This window comes from Streptomyces sp. NPDC060205, from assembly GCF_042728395.1.
Lineage (GTDB): Bacteria > Actinomycetota > Actinomycetes > Streptomycetales > Streptomycetaceae > Streptomyces.
Genome location: NZ_JBHWZP010000230.1, coordinates 1 through 15,145 on the forward strand (window position 1 = coordinate 1; position 15,145 = coordinate 15,145).

Consider the following 15,145-nt stretch of genomic DNA (forward strand, 5'->3'; position numbering starts at 1 on the left):
CGGTGGGGGCTGGTCGCGCAGTTCCCCGCGCCCCTGAAGGACGGGGCTGCGCCCCGGCCCTGACCTTAAGGGGCGCGGGGAACGGCGCAGGCTTTTTAGGGGCGCGGGGAACTGCGCAAGCGGGGGTTCGGGGGCGGAGCCCCTGAGCGGGACGAACGACTGGTACAGGAGATCTCCGACAATGACTCGCGTCGCCGCCGTCGACTGCGGCACCAACTCCATCCGCCTCCTCGTCGCGGACGCGGACCCCGACACCGGCGAACTCGTCGACCTCGACCGCCGTATGACGATCGTCCGCCTCGGACAGGGCGTCGACCGCACGGGCCGCCTCGCCCCGGAGGCCCTGGAGCGCACCTTCGCGGCCTGCCGCGAGTACGCCGAGGTCATCAAGGAGCACGGCGCCGAGCGCCTGCGCTTCGTGGCCACCTCCGCCTCCCGCGACGCCGAGAACCGCGACGACTTCGTGCGCGGTGTCCTCGACATCCTGGGCGTGGAGCCCGAGGTCATCTCCGGCGGCCAGGAGGCCGAGTTCTCGTTCACGGGCGCCACGAAGGAACTGACGGGCCGTGACGACCTCGCCAAGCCCTACCTCGTGGTGGACATCGGCGGCGGCTCCACCGAGTTCGTCGTCGGCGACGACCACGTGCGCGGCGCCCGCTCTGTGGACATCGGCTGCGTACGGATGACGGAACGCCACCTCGTCCGGGACGGCGTGGTCACCGACCCGCCGACCGGGGAGCAGGTCCGGGCGATCCGCGCCGACATCGAGGCGGCCCTCGACCTCGCCGAGGAGTCCGTGCCCCTGCAAGAGGCCCGCACGCTGGTCGGGCTCGCCGGCTCCGTCACCACGGTCGCGGCGATCGCCCTGGGGCTCGCGGAGTACGACTCCGAGGCCATCCACCACTCCCGGGTCTCCGTGGACCGGGTCCGTGAGATCACCGAGCGGCTGCTCGCCGCCACGCACGCCGAGCGCGCGGCGATCCCGTCGATGCATCCGGGGCGCGTCGACGTCATCGGCGCCGGCGCCCTCGTACTCCTGGCGATCATGGAGCGGACCGGTGCGCGGGAGGTCGTCGTGAGCGAGCACGACATCCTCGACGGCATCGCGTGGTCCGTCGCCTGAACCGGATCGGGGCCGAGGCCCCTACTCGCCCCGCCGCGGGAGCCTCGGCTGAGCAGGTCCGACACCGTATGAGCGCACTTGAGGGGCCTGAAGGGGCCGTGGAAACGACCTTCGCGGCAGCCTCGCGAGAAACTTCGTGAAGTTCTTCACAAGAGAATCGGCCCTGATGAGGGAGGTTTTGCTCCCTCCGGGTACTCCAGGGCCTCCGACAGCCCCCACGGCATGATCAACGGGCTGTTTCGGGGGTGCTGCGATCACGTGAAGAGGGGCCCTGGTCCAGGGGCGCGAATGCGCCCAAGTGGCAGCTCAGGCGGCATTGACAACGGGTCGCGGCACGCGCTGGTTCCCCTGTCCGGACATGACCTGGGTCACGTGGGCCGCGCAGTGTAGCAGAGGGTGTGAAGAAGCTTGTGAAGGGGCGCACGAGCGACCCCCCTGGGACAGGTGGATACTCGATGGCATGAGCACCACGGAGCGTCCCAGGATCCTCGTAGTAGGCGGTGGGTACGTAGGCCTGTACGCAGCTCGGCGCATCCTCAAGAAGATGCGCTACGGCGAGGCGACCGTCACGGTCGTCGACCCCCGGTCGTACATGACCTACCAGCCCTTCCTCCCCGAAGCAGCCGCAGGCAGCATTTCGCCTCGGCACGTCGTCGTCCCGCTGCGACGCGTGCTGCCCAAGGCGGAAGTCCTCACCGGCCGGGTCACGACCATCGACCAGGACCGCAAGGTCGCCACGATCGCCCCGCTCGTGGGCGAGGCGTACGAGCTGCCCTTCGACTACCTCGTCATCGCGATGGGCGCGGTCTCCCGCACCTTCCCGATCCCCGGCCTCGCCGAGCAGGGCATCGGCATGAAGGGCATCGAGGAGGCCATCGGCCTGCGCAACCACGTCCTTGAGCAGCTCGACAAGGCCGACTCCACGACCGACGAGGACGTCCGCCGCAAGGCGCTCACCTTCGTCTTCGTCGGCGGTGGCTTCGCGGGCGCTGAGACCATCGGCGAGGTCGAGGACATGGCCCGGGACGCGGCCAAGTACTACAACAACGTCTCGCGCGAGGACATGCGCTTCATCCTCGTCGACGCCGCGGACAAGATCCTTCCCGAGGTCGGTCCCAAGCTCGGCCAGTACGGCAAGGAGCACCTCGAAGGACGTGGGGTCGAGGTCTACCTCTCCACCTCCATGGACTCCTGCGTCGACGGCCACGTGGTCCTGAAGAACGGCCTTGAGGTCGACTCCAGCACGATCGTGTGGACGGCCGGCGTCAAGCCCAACCCGGTGCTCTCCCGCTTCGGCCTGCCGCTCGGTCCCCGCGGTCACGTGGACACCGGCACCACCCTCCAGGTGCAGGGCACGGACTACATCTGGTCCGCCGGCGACAACGCCCAGGTGCCGGACCTCGTCGGCCGCAAGGCCGGCAACGAGAACGCCTGGTGCCCGCCGAACGCGCAGCACGCGCTGCGGCAGGCGCGGGTCCTCGGCGACAACGTGATCTCCGGTATGCGGGGCTTCCCGCAGAAGGAGTACAGCCACGCCAACAAGGGTGCCGTCGCCGGGCTGGGGCTGCACAAGGGCGTCGCGTTCATCGTCGTGGGCAAGATGAAGATCAAGCTCAAGGGGCGGCTGGCCTGGTACATGCACCGTGGGTACCACGGGCTGGCCATGCCGACCTGGAACCGGAAGATCCGGGTCTTCGCGGACTGGACGCTCGCCGTGTTCCTGAAGCGTGAGGTCGTCTCGCTCGGGGCGATGGAGACTCCTCGCGAGGAGTTCTACGAGGCTGCGAAGCCGGCGCCGGCGCCTGCGGCTGCCGCCGTCGCGAAGACGGAGGAGAAGGCGAAGGCCTCCTGACCTCCGGTCACCGTCCCACTCGCTCTCCCTGAAGGGGCCTCCCGCCATCCGTGGTGCGGGAGGCCCCTTCGGCGTTTTCCCTCGCCCCCGCCGCCCCTACCCTTCCCGTCACTGCATGGGGGCTGCGCCCCCTCGCCCCCCTTATCGCGCTGCGCGCTCGTCCTCAAACGCCGGACGGGCTGGAAGATGCGCGGCCGCCCCGAAGACCTCCGCCCGTCGGACGACATCCCAGCCCGTCACGCGATATCCGAGCCCGCCCCGCGCCATCTCAGCCCGTCCGGCGTTTGAGGACGAGCGCGCAGCGCGATAAGGGGGGCGAGGGGGCGCAGCCCCCAGGAGTGCGCCGAACACCACCCGGTTTATACGTGGTGTCTGCATGTATTTTGCTCGAACATGACGCTTTCGCGGGACTGCGCTCCGGCCCCGTTGGTGTTTACGTGGTGTTGGAGTTTGTGGAATTCCTCGTCACGGAGGTGTGCGTCATGCAGGACGCGGCGCTTCGGCTCAAGGCGCTGATGGAACAGCTGCTGGGAGCCCCGCTCCCGGTGCGGATTCGTGCCTGGGACGGTTCGGAAGCGGGACCGCCGGGCACGCCGGTGCTCGTCGTACGGAACCGGCGGGCGCTGCGCCGACTCCTGTGGAAGCCGGGGGAGTTGGGCCTGGCGAGGGCCTGGGTCGCCGGTGACCTGACGGTGGACGGCGACCTGTACGCCGTACTGGACGCGGTCGCCGAGATGGTCTGGGAGCGCGGGGAGGACGCCAGGACCCTGGCCCAGTCCCTGCGGGACCCGGGCGTACGGTCCGCGGTGCGCGGGCTGGTCCGCATGGCGGGCTCGCCCCTGCCGCCGGCCCCGCCCCGCGAGGAGGTGCGCAGACGGTCCCGGCTCTCGCATCTGCACACCAGGCGCAGCGACCGGCAGGCCATCAGCCACCACTACGACGTCGGCAACGACTTCTACGAGATCGTCCTCGGCCCTTCCATGGTCTACTCGTGCGCGTACTGGGAGTCCCCGGACGGCACTCTGGAGGACGCCCAGCGCGACAAGCTCGGCCTCATCGCCCGCAAGCTGGAGCTGAAGCCGGGCATGCGGCTGCTCGACGTCGGCTGCGGCTGGGGCTCGATGGCCATCCACGCGGCCCGTGAGTACGGCGTGAGCGTCGTCGGCGTGACGCTGTCCCAGGAGCAGGCCGCGTACGCCCGTAAGCGCGTCGCGGAGGAAGGGCTCACCGACCGGGTCGAGATCCGCGTCCAAGACTACCGGGACGTCAGCGACGGTCCGTACGACGCGATTTCCTCCATCGGGATGGCCGAACACGTCGGCAGCGAACGGTATCTGGAGTACGCGCGGGACCTGTTCGCCCTCCTCAAGCCGGGCGGGCGGCTGCTGAACCACCAGATCGGGCGCCGGCCGTGGCGCGACGAAACGGCGTACGAGATCGACGAGTTCATCGACGCGTACGTCTTCCCCGACGGGGAGCTCGCGCCGATCGGCGAGACCGTGACCCAGCTGGAGGGCGCCGGGTTCGAGGTCCGTGACGTCGAGTCGATCCGGGAGCACTACGCGCTCACGCTGCGCCGCTGGGTGGCCAACCTGGAGGCGGAGTGGCCGCGGGCCGTCAAGCTCACCAGCCCCGGCCGGGCCCGCGTCTGGCGCCTCTACATGGCCGCCTCGGCGCTCGCCTTCGAACGCAACCGCATCGGCGTCAACCAGGTGCTGGCGGTGCGGACACCGGGCTCAGGTGCGTCAGGCATGCCGTTGCGGGCCCGTACCTGGAACTGAGCGGTCCGTTCATCCCGGTGGGCCCCGTTCCGTGGTGTCGGAACGGGGCCCACCCGTGTCGTGCGTGCCATGCGGTGCTTCGTGCGTGACTATTCGGCCTTGATCGCCGACAGCATGTTCAGGCGCGCGGCCCGCCGGGCCGGCCACAGCGCGGCCAGGACGCCGACCACCGCGGCCAGGAGCAGGAAGACCGCCATCCGGTCCCAGGGCAGCACCAGCTCGTACGTCGGCATCCTGGCGCCCGCCAGCTCACCGGCGGCCCAGCCGAAGAACACGCCCAGGCCCACCCCGAGCACCCCGCCGAAGAGGGAGATGACCAGGGACTCCAGACGGACCATCCGCTTGATGCCCTTGCGGTCCAGGCCGATCGCGCGGAGCATGCCGATCTCCTGCGAACGCTCGAAGACGGACATCGCGAGGGTGTTGATCACGCCGAGGACGGCGACCAGGACGGCCATCGCGAGCAGGCCGTAGAGCATGTTCAGCATCAGCGTGAACATCTGCGCGATCTCGTTCGAGACGTCCTGCTTGTCCTGGACCTTGACGGCCGGGTTGTTGCCGAGCGCCTTCTCCAGCTTGTCCTTGGTCGCGTCGGACGTGCCGCCGGAGGTCTTCAGCATGACCTGCGCGTCACCGGGGTTCGCCTGGTTCGGGGAGAGGGTCGCGATGTCGACCATGATGCCCCGGATCATCTCGTTGCCCTCGTAGACACCGGCGACCGTCAACTGCTGCTTCTTGCCGTCCTCGTACGAGACCGAGAACGTCGAACCGGCCTTCCAGCCGTGGTCCTTCGCCGTGTCGTCGTCCACCACCGCCTGCGTCCTGCTGACCTTGAACGAGCCGTTGTCGACCTTCAGATCGGTCAGCTCGCCGATAGCGGAACCCTTCACACCGGTCACGTACTCGGTGTCGCCGTCGATGCGCGCGGGCGCGTCGCGCAGGGCGCTGATGGTGGTGACGCCGTCGGTCCTCGCGAGCTTCTTCTCGACGTCCGGCGAGAGATCGTTGAAGTTCGCCATCGAGACCACGTAGTCCGCCTTCAGCGCGGACGTGGCCATCTTGTCGATGCCCTTCTGCAGGCTGCCCGCCATCACCGTCATACCGGTGATGAGGGTCAGCCCGATCATCAGGGCGGAGGCGGTGGCCGCGGTGCGGCGGGGGTTGCGTACGGAGTTCTGGCGGGCCAGCTTGCCCGAGACGCCGAAGATCCGCAGGACCGGGGCCGCGCCCGCGATCAGCGGACGGGACAGCAGGGGCGTGAGGATGAAGACACCGACGATCAGCAGCGCCGCGCCGAAGCCCATCGGGGCCTGGCCGTCCGAGCCGTTCATCGTCGTGGCGTACAGGACGACGGTGACGCCCGCCGCCGCGACCAGGGCACCGAGGGTGTTGCGCAGCACCAGCGACTTGGTCGTCGCCGTGGCGTGCACGCTGCTCATCGCCGCGACCGGCGGGATCCGCGCGGCGCGGCGGCCCGGCAGCCAGGCGGCCAGCATCGTGATCAGGATGCCGACGGCGAACGACGTGCCGACCGTGCCCGGGGTGATGACCAGCGGTCCGGCCGGGACCGTGGCGTCCAGCAGGCCCATGAGGCCGCGCAGGCCCGCGCCGATGCCGATACCGGCGAGCAGGCCCGTGACGGCGGCGACCGTGCCGACCAGGAAGGCTTCGAGGAGCACCGAGCGGGTGACCTGCTTGCGGGAGGCGCCCACCGCGCGCAGCAGCGCCAGCTCCTTGGTGCGCTGCGCGACCAGCATGGTGAAGGTGTTGGCGATGATGAACGTGCCGACGAACAGCGCGATGCCGGCGAAGACCAGCAGGCCCGTCTTGAGGCCGCTCATCTCGGCCTCGATCATCTCGGCCTGGCCGTCGGCGAGCTTCTGGCCGGTCGTGGTGGAGGTGAGGTCCTGCGGCAGGACCTTTTCGAGACTCGCCTGCAGCGCGGTCTGGCTGGTGCCCGGGGCCGCCTTCACGTCGATCTCGCCGTACGCGCCGGTCTTGTGGAAGAGCCGCTGCGCGGTGGCCGTGTCGAAGAGGGCGAGGCTGCCGCCGGCGGCGACGTTGCCGTCGTCCGTGGTGAAGATCGCGGTGACGGTGGGGGTGAGGACCGGGCCGTCGACCGACAGCCGTACGGTGTCGCCGACCTTGTAGCCGGCGCGCCTGGCCGTCTCGGCGTCGATGGCCACCTCGTCCTTGCCGGACGGGGCCTTGCCGCTCTTCAGGGGGTAACGGGGGTCCTTGTCGCCCCAGTAGTTGCCGCCCTGCGACTGGAATCCGCCGCCGATGAGCTTGCCGTCCTTGTCGGCGATGGCGGTGAAGCCGGTGACCACACCTATGGCGGACTCGGCGCCGGGGGCCTTCGCGGCCTTGTCCAGCAGCGCCTGGGACAGCTCCGGGTCCTTGCCGAGGTCGTCGCGGCCGTCGTCCGGGGAGTCCGGCTCGACGGCCACGTCGACCTGGTCGAAGCCCTTCGCCGAACTCTTCTGGTACGCGTCAGAGATGGTGTTGGTGAAGACCAGGGTGCCGGAGACGAACGCCACGCCCAGCATTACGGCGAGCACGGTCATCAGGAGCCTGGCCTTGTGCGCTAGCACGTTGCGCAGGGCGGTACGGAGCATGTCTTCTCAGTCCAGGTGGGATGTGGGTGGGCTGGCGGGCGGGCGGTGTTCGGTGCGGGCCCGCTGTGGCTGGTCGCGCAGTTCCCCGCGCCCCTTGGAAGCGGGGGCTGGGCTTGCGTGCCGGGCGCGCCCCGGGGGGACTTTTTGCGCAGTTCCCCGCGCCCCTGGGGGTAGCGGGCCGGGGTGGTGTGTCGGGTGCGGGTCCGGTGGGGGGCTTGTCGCGCAGTTCCCCGCGCCCCTGAAAGATGGGCCGGTGGGGGTGGTTGGTGCGCCGTTCCCCGCGCCCCTTGGAGGTGGCGGGCCGGGGTGGTGTGTCGGGTGCGGGTCCGGTGGGGGCTTGTCGCGCAGTTCCCCGCGCCCCTAAAAGATGGGCCGGTTGTGGTGGTTGGTGCGCCGTTCCCCGCGCCCCTGAAAGACGGGGCGGTGGGGGTGCCCTTGTGGCGTGGGGTCGGTGGGGCGGGCCCCTTTAGGGGCGCGGGGAACTGCGCGGCCAGCCCCCACCGGCCCGCAGGGAAATGGGCGACTCGCCCCCGCAGGCTCGTGGGGAACCGGGCGCCTCGTCCCCGTCGGCTCGTGGGGGACTGGGCGGCTCGACCCCAGCGGCCCCCGGGTGGACGCCGGCCTCAGGGGCGGGGTTTACAGGGGGCGCCCCAGTCAACTGGTGCGGCCCTTCGCGTCGAAGCGCTTCATGCGGTCCAGCACCGCGTCAGCCGTGGGCGCGTGCACCTCGTCCACCACCCGCCCGTCGGCGAGGAAGATCACCCGGTCCGCGTACGCCGCCGCCACCGGGTCATGGGTGACCATCACGACCGTCTGCCCCAGCTCCCGCACGGAGTTGCGCAGGAAGCCCAGCACCTCCGCACCCGAGCGCGAGTCCAGGTTCCCGGTGGGCTCGTCGCCGAAGATGATGTCCGGCCGGGACGCCAGCGCACGCGCCACGGCCACGCGCTGCTGCTGTCCGCCGGACAGCTCGGAGGGCCGGTGCGAGAGCCGGTCGGCCAGACCCACCATCTCGATCACCTTGCGCAGCCACTCCTTGTCCGGCTTTCGGCCGGCGATGTCCATGGGGAGCGTGATGTTCTCCAGCGCGGTCAGGGTCGGCAGCAGGTTGAACGCCTGGAAGATGAAACCGATCTTGTCCCGGCGCAGCTTCGTCAGCTGCTTGTCCTTGAGGGAGCCCAGTTCGGTCTCACCGATGCGGACCGAGCCGGAGGAGAAGCTGTCGAGCCCTGCCACGCAGTGCATCAGCGTGGACTTGCCGGAGCCGGAGGGACCCATGATCGCGGTGAACTCGGCCTGCCGGAAGTCGACGGAGACCCGGTCCAGGGCGACCACCTGGGTCTCCCCCTGTCCGTAGACCTTCGACAGTTCCGTGGCGCGGGCGGCCACCGCGGTGGACCGTTCGGCGAGGGGAGTGGTGGTCACGGAAGGGTGCTCCTTGTCGGTACGACGACGAGTGGACGACCGTTCCATCGTCGGCGCCGGCCGCCGCCGTGTAGTCACCCCCTGTTCCGGTTCCGAGGGGGGACTCGGGAGGGACCCCGCGGCCTCGGGTCATACCTGGGGATGACACCCGCCCCCGAGACGAACCCGGCAGCCGCCCGGTGGCCGCCCGGTGGCGACCCGGGAGCGGCCGGGGAGCGGCCGGGGAAGCGCCCCCGGGAGCAAAATGGCGACGGTTCGTCAGGTTCCGCTCGTTCGGGCGGTGAAATCACGTCATTCCCCGGGCGCCGTCCCGCGTACGTCGAAAGGCACGTGGCATGTGCGGATGGCGCATACCGTGGGCTGATGCACCCTCAGACGCCAATAAAATAAGACAACATCGGGTCGCCCCACCGCTGTTCGGGGGATCTGTCCCGATAGGCTCGGGACACTCGAAGCGGAGTCCATGGCCTGCCCGGATGGTGGAATGCAGACACGGCGAGCTTAAACCTCGCTGCCCTTAACGGGCGTACCGGTTCAAGTCCGGTTCCGGGCACCACCGACACTTTCACCCTTCCTCGGCCTTCCCCGCCCTTCCCGGCGTAACCCGACGAAGGGTGCATCCTTCATTGAAGACTTCACCACTCAACCGTTGACAGCGGGTTGCACCCGTCGGAGACTCTCGTGAACGGAAAATGGTGAATAAAACTTCACCCAGCGAACAAAGGCTCACGGCGGCGGACGGCGGCGAACTACGCTGACGGCGCTCACGGGAGTCGTCGGAGCGCTCGTCGGAGCGCGAAGGGGCGTGTCGATGCGTACCACCGTCGGGATCATCGGGGCCGGACCGGCCGGCCTGCTGCTGGCGAGGCTGCTGCACAACGCGGGGATCGACTCCGTCGTCCTGGAGAGCCGCGACCGCGGTTACGTGGAGCAGCGCCAGCGCGCCGGAATCCTGGAGCAGGGGACCGTGGACGTGCTGCGGGCCGCGGGCGCCGGCGCCCGCATGGACCGCGAGGGACTGCGCCACGACGGCATCGAGCTGCGGTTCGCGCGCAGACGCCACCGGATCGACTTCCCCGCCCTGACCGGCGGGCGGTCGGTGATGGTCTACGCCCAGACCGAGGTGTGCAAGGACCTCATCGCGCTGCAGCTCAAGGAGGGCGGCCCGCTGCTCTTCGAGGCGGAGGCGCTGGCCGTGGAGGGGGCCGGCACCGACAGCCCCCGGGTGCGCTTCCGGCACGAGGGGCGCGAGGACGTCCTGGAGTGCGCGTACGTCGTCGGGTGCGACGGCTTCTGGGGTGTGGCCCGCAAGGCGATCCCCGAGGAGCTCACCCAGGTCTTCGAGCGGACGTACCCCTTCGGGTGGCTGGGGATCCTCGCCGACGTGCCCCCGTCGCACGACGAGCTCGTCTACGCCCGGCACGACCGCGGTTTCGCCCTGTTGTCCATGCGCTCGCCCGTCGTCTCGCGGCTCTACCTCCAGGTGCCGGAGGGCACGGACGCCGAGTCCTGGAGCGACGAGGAGATCTGGGACGAGCTGGAGCGCCGCTTCGAGACGGACGACGACTGGCGGCTGGCGAGGGGGCCCATCACCGCCAAGTCCGTCACCCCGATGCGCAGCCATGTCCACGAGCCGATGCGCCACGGGCGGCTCTTCCTGGCCGGGGACGCCGCGCACATCGTGCCGCCGACCGGCGCCAAGGGCCTGAACCTCGCGGTCGGTGACGTCGTGACGTTCGCGCGGGCGCTGGCCCACCGCGAGGAGACCGGGTCCGAGGCGCTGCTCGACGCCTATTCGCAGACCTGTCTGCGGCGCGTGTGGCAGGCCGAGCGGTTCTCCTACGAGATGACGACGCTGCTGCACCGCGCGCCCGAGGTGACACCCTTCGAGGACCGGATCCAGCTGGCCCGGCTGGAGCGGCTCGCCTCCGCGCGCGCCGCCGAGCAGGACCTCGCCGAGGGGTACACGGGCTTCGCCCTGGAGTGAACGGCCGTCGGCGGGGGAACCGGATCAGTACGCACCGGCGTTATAGGGGTGCGGGGAATGCCGGGGTGAGACCCGGTGTTCCCGGTCACAAGAGGGGAAAGATCCTCTCAGGCACTGGATGCATTCTTTTGCCTACCCATTACTCTTGAGCCAAGGCCGCGCAAGGTGGCCATGGAGGAGTGAAATGAGGAGCAGCAACCCGGTCTTCTCGCGACGGGGGTTCAGCCGCGACAACGGCTACGCGGGCTTCAACGCGGCGCCGCAGGCCGGGGGCCCCGCTGTCGGTACGCAGGGGAACCCGTACGCACAGGGTGCCCCCGGCGCCTCGCAGAGCGGCAACCCGTACGCGCAGAATCCTTACGCTCAGAACCCGTACGCACAGCAGGACCTGCAGCACGGCGCACCGCCGCAGGCCCCGCCCGCCGCCGGCCGTATGACGATGGACGACGTCGTCGCACGGACGGCCCTGACCCTCGGTACCGTCACCGTCGGTGCCGTTCTCGCCTGGGTCCTCCTGCCGGTCACGTCGACCAGCTTCGGCCTGGCCATCGGCTCGGCGCTCATCGCGATGGTCTTCGCGCTGGTCCAGGCCTTCAAGCGCAAGGCCTCGCCCCCGCTGATCCTGGCGTACGCCGCGTTCGAGGGCGTCTTCCTCGGCGTGATCAGCGAGATGTACAACAGCCGGTGGTCGGGCGCGCCCTTCCAGGCCGTGCTCGGCACGCTGGCCGTGTCCGGCGCGACCCTGCTGATCTACAAGGCGGGCTGGATCCGCGTCACCGCGAGGTACGCGCGCATCGGTATGGCCATCGCGATCGCCTTCGTGCTGGTCATGGCGGTCAACCTGCTGCTGGTCGTCTTCGGTGTCGCCGACGACGGCGGGCTGCGCAGCATGGGCCCGCTGGGCGCGATCGTCGGCATCCTGGCGATCGTCCTGGGCGCGTTCTTCCTGACGCTCGACTTCAAGCAGATCGAGGACGGCATCGCCTACGGCGCGCCGCGTGACGAGTCCTGGCTGGCCGCGTTCGGCCTGACCATGAGCCTCGTCTGGATCTACCTGGAGATGCTGCGGCTGGTCGCGATCTTCAGCGGCAACGACTAGTTCCCCGCGCCCCTCGTCCTGAGGGGTACGGCGAAGGGCCCCGCGAACCTCGGTTCGCGGGGCCCTTCGTTCTTTTTCGGTGCCGGAGCGGCGCGGGCGCGCTCAGCGCAGGTTGCGCGCGGCCCTCCTCAGGTCGTACTCGTGGATGATCGCCTTCGCGTGGCCGTACGCGAGGTCGTGCTCGGCACGGAGCCAGCTGACCTTCTCCTCGAAGCGGTGGAGAGCGGGGCCTTCGTCGACGGTGCGCAGCCAGTCGGAGATCTCACGACCGGTGCAGTGGGGGATGCGGGCGAGCAGATTGCGATGGGTCTCCGCGGAGAAGACTTGGGACATCGGCGCCTCCGGACGCAAAGGGGATGTAAGCCGGTCCTTCACGCCACCGTGCCTGAGGGTTCGGTCGTTGGCAACAGTCCGGTTGCGACGCGTAGTCTCGCGACGTGCTTGATACGACGCCGCTGACCCGTGCCGTGGACCATTTCGCCGACCGGTTGCGGGCCGCGCCGCAGAGCCGGCTGCAACGGGGGGCCGCGGCCGAGGCACTGGGCCTGGCCAGGGAGTTGGCGCTGCGCGCCCAGCGGCTTGAGGACCCCGACGAGGCCCCCCGGGAGATGCCGGACGCGGGCATGTTCGCGTCGGCCGACCAGATCACGGTGGCCGTGCACGACCTCGCGCTCGTACTGAGGACCGAGGCGGAACTGGCGGAGGCGCTGCTGCTCGTGGAGGAGGCGCAGAAGAGGGCGGGCGTCTGAGGCGGGCCGACGCGGGCCGTCTGATGCGGAGGTTGCGCCGAGGGGCGCGCGGGCGGGTCAGAGCGACGCTATGACGCGGTCCGCGAGCACGTAGACGTTCTCCTGGCCGCACTCGAAGGTGAGCGCGTAGGCGCCCGAGACTCCCGAGCCGCCGAGCAGGACCGGCGGGTGGCCGGTGCGCAGGGACTCCGCGAGGCGTTCGGCGGTCTCGCGGTGGCCCGGGGTCATGCACAGGGTGGTGCCGTCGGCGAAGACGTACACGTCGAGCGTGCCGAGGGGGCCGGGGCGGACGTCCGCCAGCTCCGTACGGGAGTCGGCCAGTTCCTCAAGGCAGGAGACCGTGCGCTCGTGGTCGTTCACCATCGGCGACTGGACCGGGACGAAGTCCGGGTGCGAGGGGTGGCGGCGGCGGGCCGCGGCCAGCTCGGCGGAGTCGCCGGAGAACTCGTCGGCGTCGGCGGCCGGTTCGGTCACCGGCTCCAGGTGTTCGAGGCCGATGAAGTCCGACTGCCGCGGCAGGAACAGCTCGCTGTCGGGCAGACCGAGCAGCGTCGGCGCGTCACCGGAGTCACGCGCCTCCTGGGCGGCCCAGAAGGCACGCGCCTCGGCGAGCTCACGCTCGCGCTCCTCGGCGAGGGCCTCGGCCACGGCGGCGCGTATCTCCTCCGCGTCGGCGGATCCCCGGGCGGCCGGTACGAGGCCGCTGAGGGCCGCGGAGCGGCTTCTGGCGAGTTCGGTGTGCAGGGCCGCCACCTGCCGGCGCAGGGCCAGCAGGGTGCGCAGAACGGCGACGCCCACGGCCGTGGTGGTGGCTGTGGCGAGCAGCAGAGCGAGAAACGTGGTGCTCACTGACGTACTCCCGGTTCAAAGTCGACCCCCGACTTCCTACATCAGCTTGAAGGGTGGACTAACCAGCTGTCAGTGCACAACGTCACGAAAGGGACAGGACTTTAGCCCTGACGTTTACTTGCGGACCAGCTCTGACCTGCATAAATCCCACCCCGAAGGGAGTTAGGTCACATCCTGGGGGAGATTCGATCACAAAACGACCCAGAGCCCCGGTGGATACGGGGCTCCGGGCCGTTTCGTTCACCCTGCGTTCAGCCGCGGTTACGGCGAGCGTGCTTGCGGGTCAGCTCAGGCGCTCGATGACCATCGCCATGCCCTGGCCGCCGCCCACGCACATCGTCTCCAGACCGAACTGCTTGTCGTGGAACTGGAGGGAGTTGATCAGCGTGCCGGTGATGCGGGCGCCGGTCATGCCGAAGGGGTGGCCGACCGCGATCGCGCCGCCGTTCACGTTCAGCTTCTCCAGCGGGATCTCCAGGTCGCGGTAGGACGGGATCACCTGGGCGGCGAACGCCTCGTTGATCTCGAACAGGTCGATGTCGCCGACCGTCAGACCGGCGCGGGAGAGGGCCTGCTTCGACGCCTCCACCGGGCCGAGGCCCATGATCTCGGGGGACAGGCCGGTGACGCCGGTCGAGACGATCCGGGCCAGCGGGGTCAGACCGAGGTCGCGGGCCTTCGTGTCCGACATGATCACGAGGGCGGCGGCGCCGTCGTTCAGCGGGCAGCAGTTGGCCGCCGTGACCAGGCCGTCGGGGCGGAAGACGGGCTTGAGGCCCGCCACGCCGTCCAGCGTGACGCCGGCGCGGGGCCCGTCGTCCTTGCTGACGACCGTGCCGTCCGGGGTGGTGACCGGGGTGATCTCGCGCTCCCAGAAGCCGTTCTTGATGGCTTCCTCGGCGAGGTTCTGCGAGCGGACACCGAATTCGTCCATGTCCTGGCGGGTGACGCCCTTGATCCGGGCGAGGTTCTCCGCGGTCTGGCCCATCGCGATGTACGCGTCCGGGACGAGGCCGTCCTCGCGCGGGTCGTGCCAGGACGCGCCCTCGCTCGCGGCGACCTCGGCGGTGCGGGCCTCCGCGTCCGCGAAGAACGGGTTGTGGGTGTCCGGGAGGCTGTCGGAGTTGCCCTTGGTGAAGCGCGACACCAGCTCGACGCCCGCCGAGATGAAGACGTCGCCCTCGCCCGCCTTGATGGCGTGCAGGGCCATGCGGGTCGTCTGGAGCGAGGAGGAACAGTAACGGGTGATCGTGCAGCCGGGGAGGTGGTCCATGCCCATCTGCACGGCCACGACGCGGCCGAGGTTGTTGCCCTGCTCGCCGCCGGGGAGGCCGCAGCCGAGCATCAGGTCCTCGATGTCCTTCGGATCGAGCTCCGGGACCTTGGCGAGGGCCGCCTGGATGATGGTGGCGGTGAGGTCGTCGGGGCGCAGGTCCTTGAGGGAGCCCTTGAATGCGCGGCCGATGGGGGAGCGGGCGGTCGAGACGATCACGGCTTCGGGCATCTACGGCTCCATTGGCGTCGCGGGGGAGTTGGGCGGACGTGCTTGGGAAGCTACCCGTCCGTATGGGTGAGGTCACGGGTGTGGTGGTGTGACTCCGGCCGCACTTTCCAAGCGCTTGCTTTTCTGTCGCTGCGGGTCCCAGCCCCGGGGGCTGCGCC

11 protein-coding genes and 1 tRNA gene are annotated in these 15,145 nt (G+C 70.0%); 7 read left to right on the plus strand and 5 right to left on the minus strand.

Annotated elements, in window-relative coordinates; all coding sequences use genetic code 11:
• Positions 1-181 precede the first annotated feature (181 nt).
• The 3 genes from ACFWGJ_RS31065 (at position 182) to ACFWGJ_RS31075 (ending at position 4,756) form a co-directional block, all read left to right on the plus strand.
• Positions 182-1,123 carry an exopolyphosphatase gene (locus tag ACFWGJ_RS31065; RefSeq protein ID WP_387331344.1) on the plus strand — a complete coding sequence of 314 codons (942 nt, stop codon included), beginning with the start codon at positions 182-184 and terminating at the stop codon, positions 1,121-1,123.
• A gap of 460 nt (positions 1,124-1,583) precedes the next feature.
• Complete coding sequence (locus ACFWGJ_RS31070) at positions 1,584-2,975, plus strand: NAD(P)/FAD-dependent oxidoreductase (protein ID WP_387331346.1); 1,392 nt, start codon at positions 1,584-1,586, stop codon at positions 2,973-2,975.
• 482 nt (positions 2,976-3,457) lie between these two features.
• Positions 3,458-4,756, plus strand: coding sequence for a class I SAM-dependent methyltransferase (locus tag ACFWGJ_RS31075; RefSeq protein ID WP_387331348.1), 1,299 nt, complete (start codon positions 3,458-3,460; stop codon positions 4,754-4,756).
• Positions 4,757-4,845: 89 nt separating this feature from the next.
• On the opposite strand, the gene ACFWGJ_RS31080 is transcribed toward ACFWGJ_RS31075, so the two are convergent.
• Both ACFWGJ_RS31080 and ACFWGJ_RS31085 read right to left on the minus strand, forming a co-directional pair.
• Positions 4,846-7,374 carry an ABC transporter permease gene (locus ACFWGJ_RS31080; RefSeq protein ID WP_387331350.1) on the minus strand — a complete coding sequence of 843 codons (2,529 nt, stop codon included), beginning with the start codon at positions 7,372-7,374 and terminating at the stop codon, positions 4,846-4,848.
• 654 nt (positions 7,375-8,028) lie between these two features.
• The gene (locus ACFWGJ_RS31085) at positions 8,029-8,799 is read right to left on the minus strand and encodes an ABC transporter ATP-binding protein (RefSeq protein ID WP_387331352.1); all 771 of its coding nucleotides are present in this window, start codon (positions 8,797-8,799) and stop codon (positions 8,029-8,031) included.
• A 470-nt stretch (positions 8,800-9,269) separates the two neighbouring features.
• Here ACFWGJ_RS31085 and ACFWGJ_RS31090 point away from each other — a divergent pair.
• The 3 genes from ACFWGJ_RS31090 to ACFWGJ_RS31100 all read left to right on the plus strand — a co-directional run bounded on the left by ACFWGJ_RS31090 (position 9,270) and on the right by ACFWGJ_RS31100 (position 11,885).
• Positions 9,270-9,355 (plus strand) — tRNA-Leu (locus ACFWGJ_RS31090).
• A gap of 255 nt (positions 9,356-9,610) precedes the next feature.
• Positions 9,611-10,786, plus strand: a complete 1,176-nt coding sequence (locus tag ACFWGJ_RS31095; protein ID WP_387331354.1) for a 4-hydroxybenzoate 3-monooxygenase — start codon at positions 9,611-9,613, stop codon at positions 10,784-10,786.
• Between the two features lie 184 nt (positions 10,787-10,970).
• The gene (locus ACFWGJ_RS31100; RefSeq protein ID WP_385836564.1) at positions 10,971-11,885 is read left to right on the plus strand and encodes a Bax inhibitor-1/YccA family protein; all 915 of its coding nucleotides are present in this window, start codon (positions 10,971-10,973) and stop codon (positions 11,883-11,885) included.
• A 102-nt stretch (positions 11,886-11,987) separates the two neighbouring features.
• On the opposite strand, the gene ACFWGJ_RS31105 is transcribed toward ACFWGJ_RS31100, so the two are convergent.
• Positions 11,988-12,218, minus strand: a complete 231-nt coding sequence (locus ACFWGJ_RS31105) for a DUF4287 domain-containing protein (RefSeq protein WP_107015651.1) — start codon at positions 12,216-12,218, stop codon at positions 11,988-11,990.
• 104 nt (positions 12,219-12,322) lie between these two features.
• Between ACFWGJ_RS31105 and ACFWGJ_RS31110 the strand changes: the two genes are divergently transcribed.
• Positions 12,323-12,634 (plus strand): hypothetical protein, encoded by a 312-nt coding sequence (locus tag ACFWGJ_RS31110; protein ID WP_387331356.1) that lies wholly within the window; start codon positions 12,323-12,325, stop codon positions 12,632-12,634.
• A 57-nt stretch (positions 12,635-12,691) separates the two neighbouring features.
• On the opposite strand, the gene ACFWGJ_RS31115 is transcribed toward ACFWGJ_RS31110, so the two are convergent.
• Both ACFWGJ_RS31115 and ACFWGJ_RS31120 read right to left on the minus strand, forming a co-directional pair.
• Entirely contained in the window at positions 12,692-13,483 is a 792-nt protein-coding gene (locus ACFWGJ_RS31115; protein WP_387331358.1) for a hypothetical protein, read from the minus strand.
• 283 nt (positions 13,484-13,766) lie between these two features.
• Positions 13,767-14,987: an acetyl-CoA C-acetyltransferase gene (locus tag ACFWGJ_RS31120; RefSeq protein WP_387331360.1), complete on the minus strand. Its 1,221-nt coding sequence runs from the start codon at positions 14,985-14,987 to the stop codon at positions 13,767-13,769.
• Positions 14,988-15,145 lie beyond the last annotated feature (158 nt).

Coding starts and splice junctions, on each gene's coding strand:
- ACFWGJ_RS31065 (WP_387331344.1), top strand. CDS start 182: ATGACTCGCGTCGCCGCCGTCGACTGCGGCACCAACTCCATCCGCCTC.
- ACFWGJ_RS31070 (WP_387331346.1), top strand. CDS start 1,584: ATGAGCACCACGGAGCGTCCCAGGATCCTCGTAGTAGGCGGTGGGTAC.
- ACFWGJ_RS31075 (WP_387331348.1), top strand. CDS start 3,458: ATGCAGGACGCGGCGCTTCGGCTCAAGGCGCTGATGGAACAGCTGCTG.
- ACFWGJ_RS31080 (WP_387331350.1), bottom strand. CDS start 7,374: ATGCTCCGTACCGCCCTGCGCAACGTGCTAGCGCACAAGGCCAGGCTC.
- ACFWGJ_RS31095 (WP_387331354.1), top strand. CDS start 9,611: ATGCGTACCACCGTCGGGATCATCGGGGCCGGACCGGCCGGCCTGCTG.
- ACFWGJ_RS31100 (WP_385836564.1), top strand. CDS start 10,971: ATGAGGAGCAGCAACCCGGTCTTCTCGCGACGGGGGTTCAGCCGCGAC.
- ACFWGJ_RS31105 (WP_107015651.1), bottom strand. CDS start 12,218: ATGTCCCAAGTCTTCTCCGCGGAGACCCATCGCAATCTGCTCGCCCGC.
- ACFWGJ_RS31120 (WP_387331360.1), bottom strand. CDS start 14,987: ATGCCCGAAGCCGTGATCGTCTCGACCGCCCGCTCCCCCATCGGCCGC.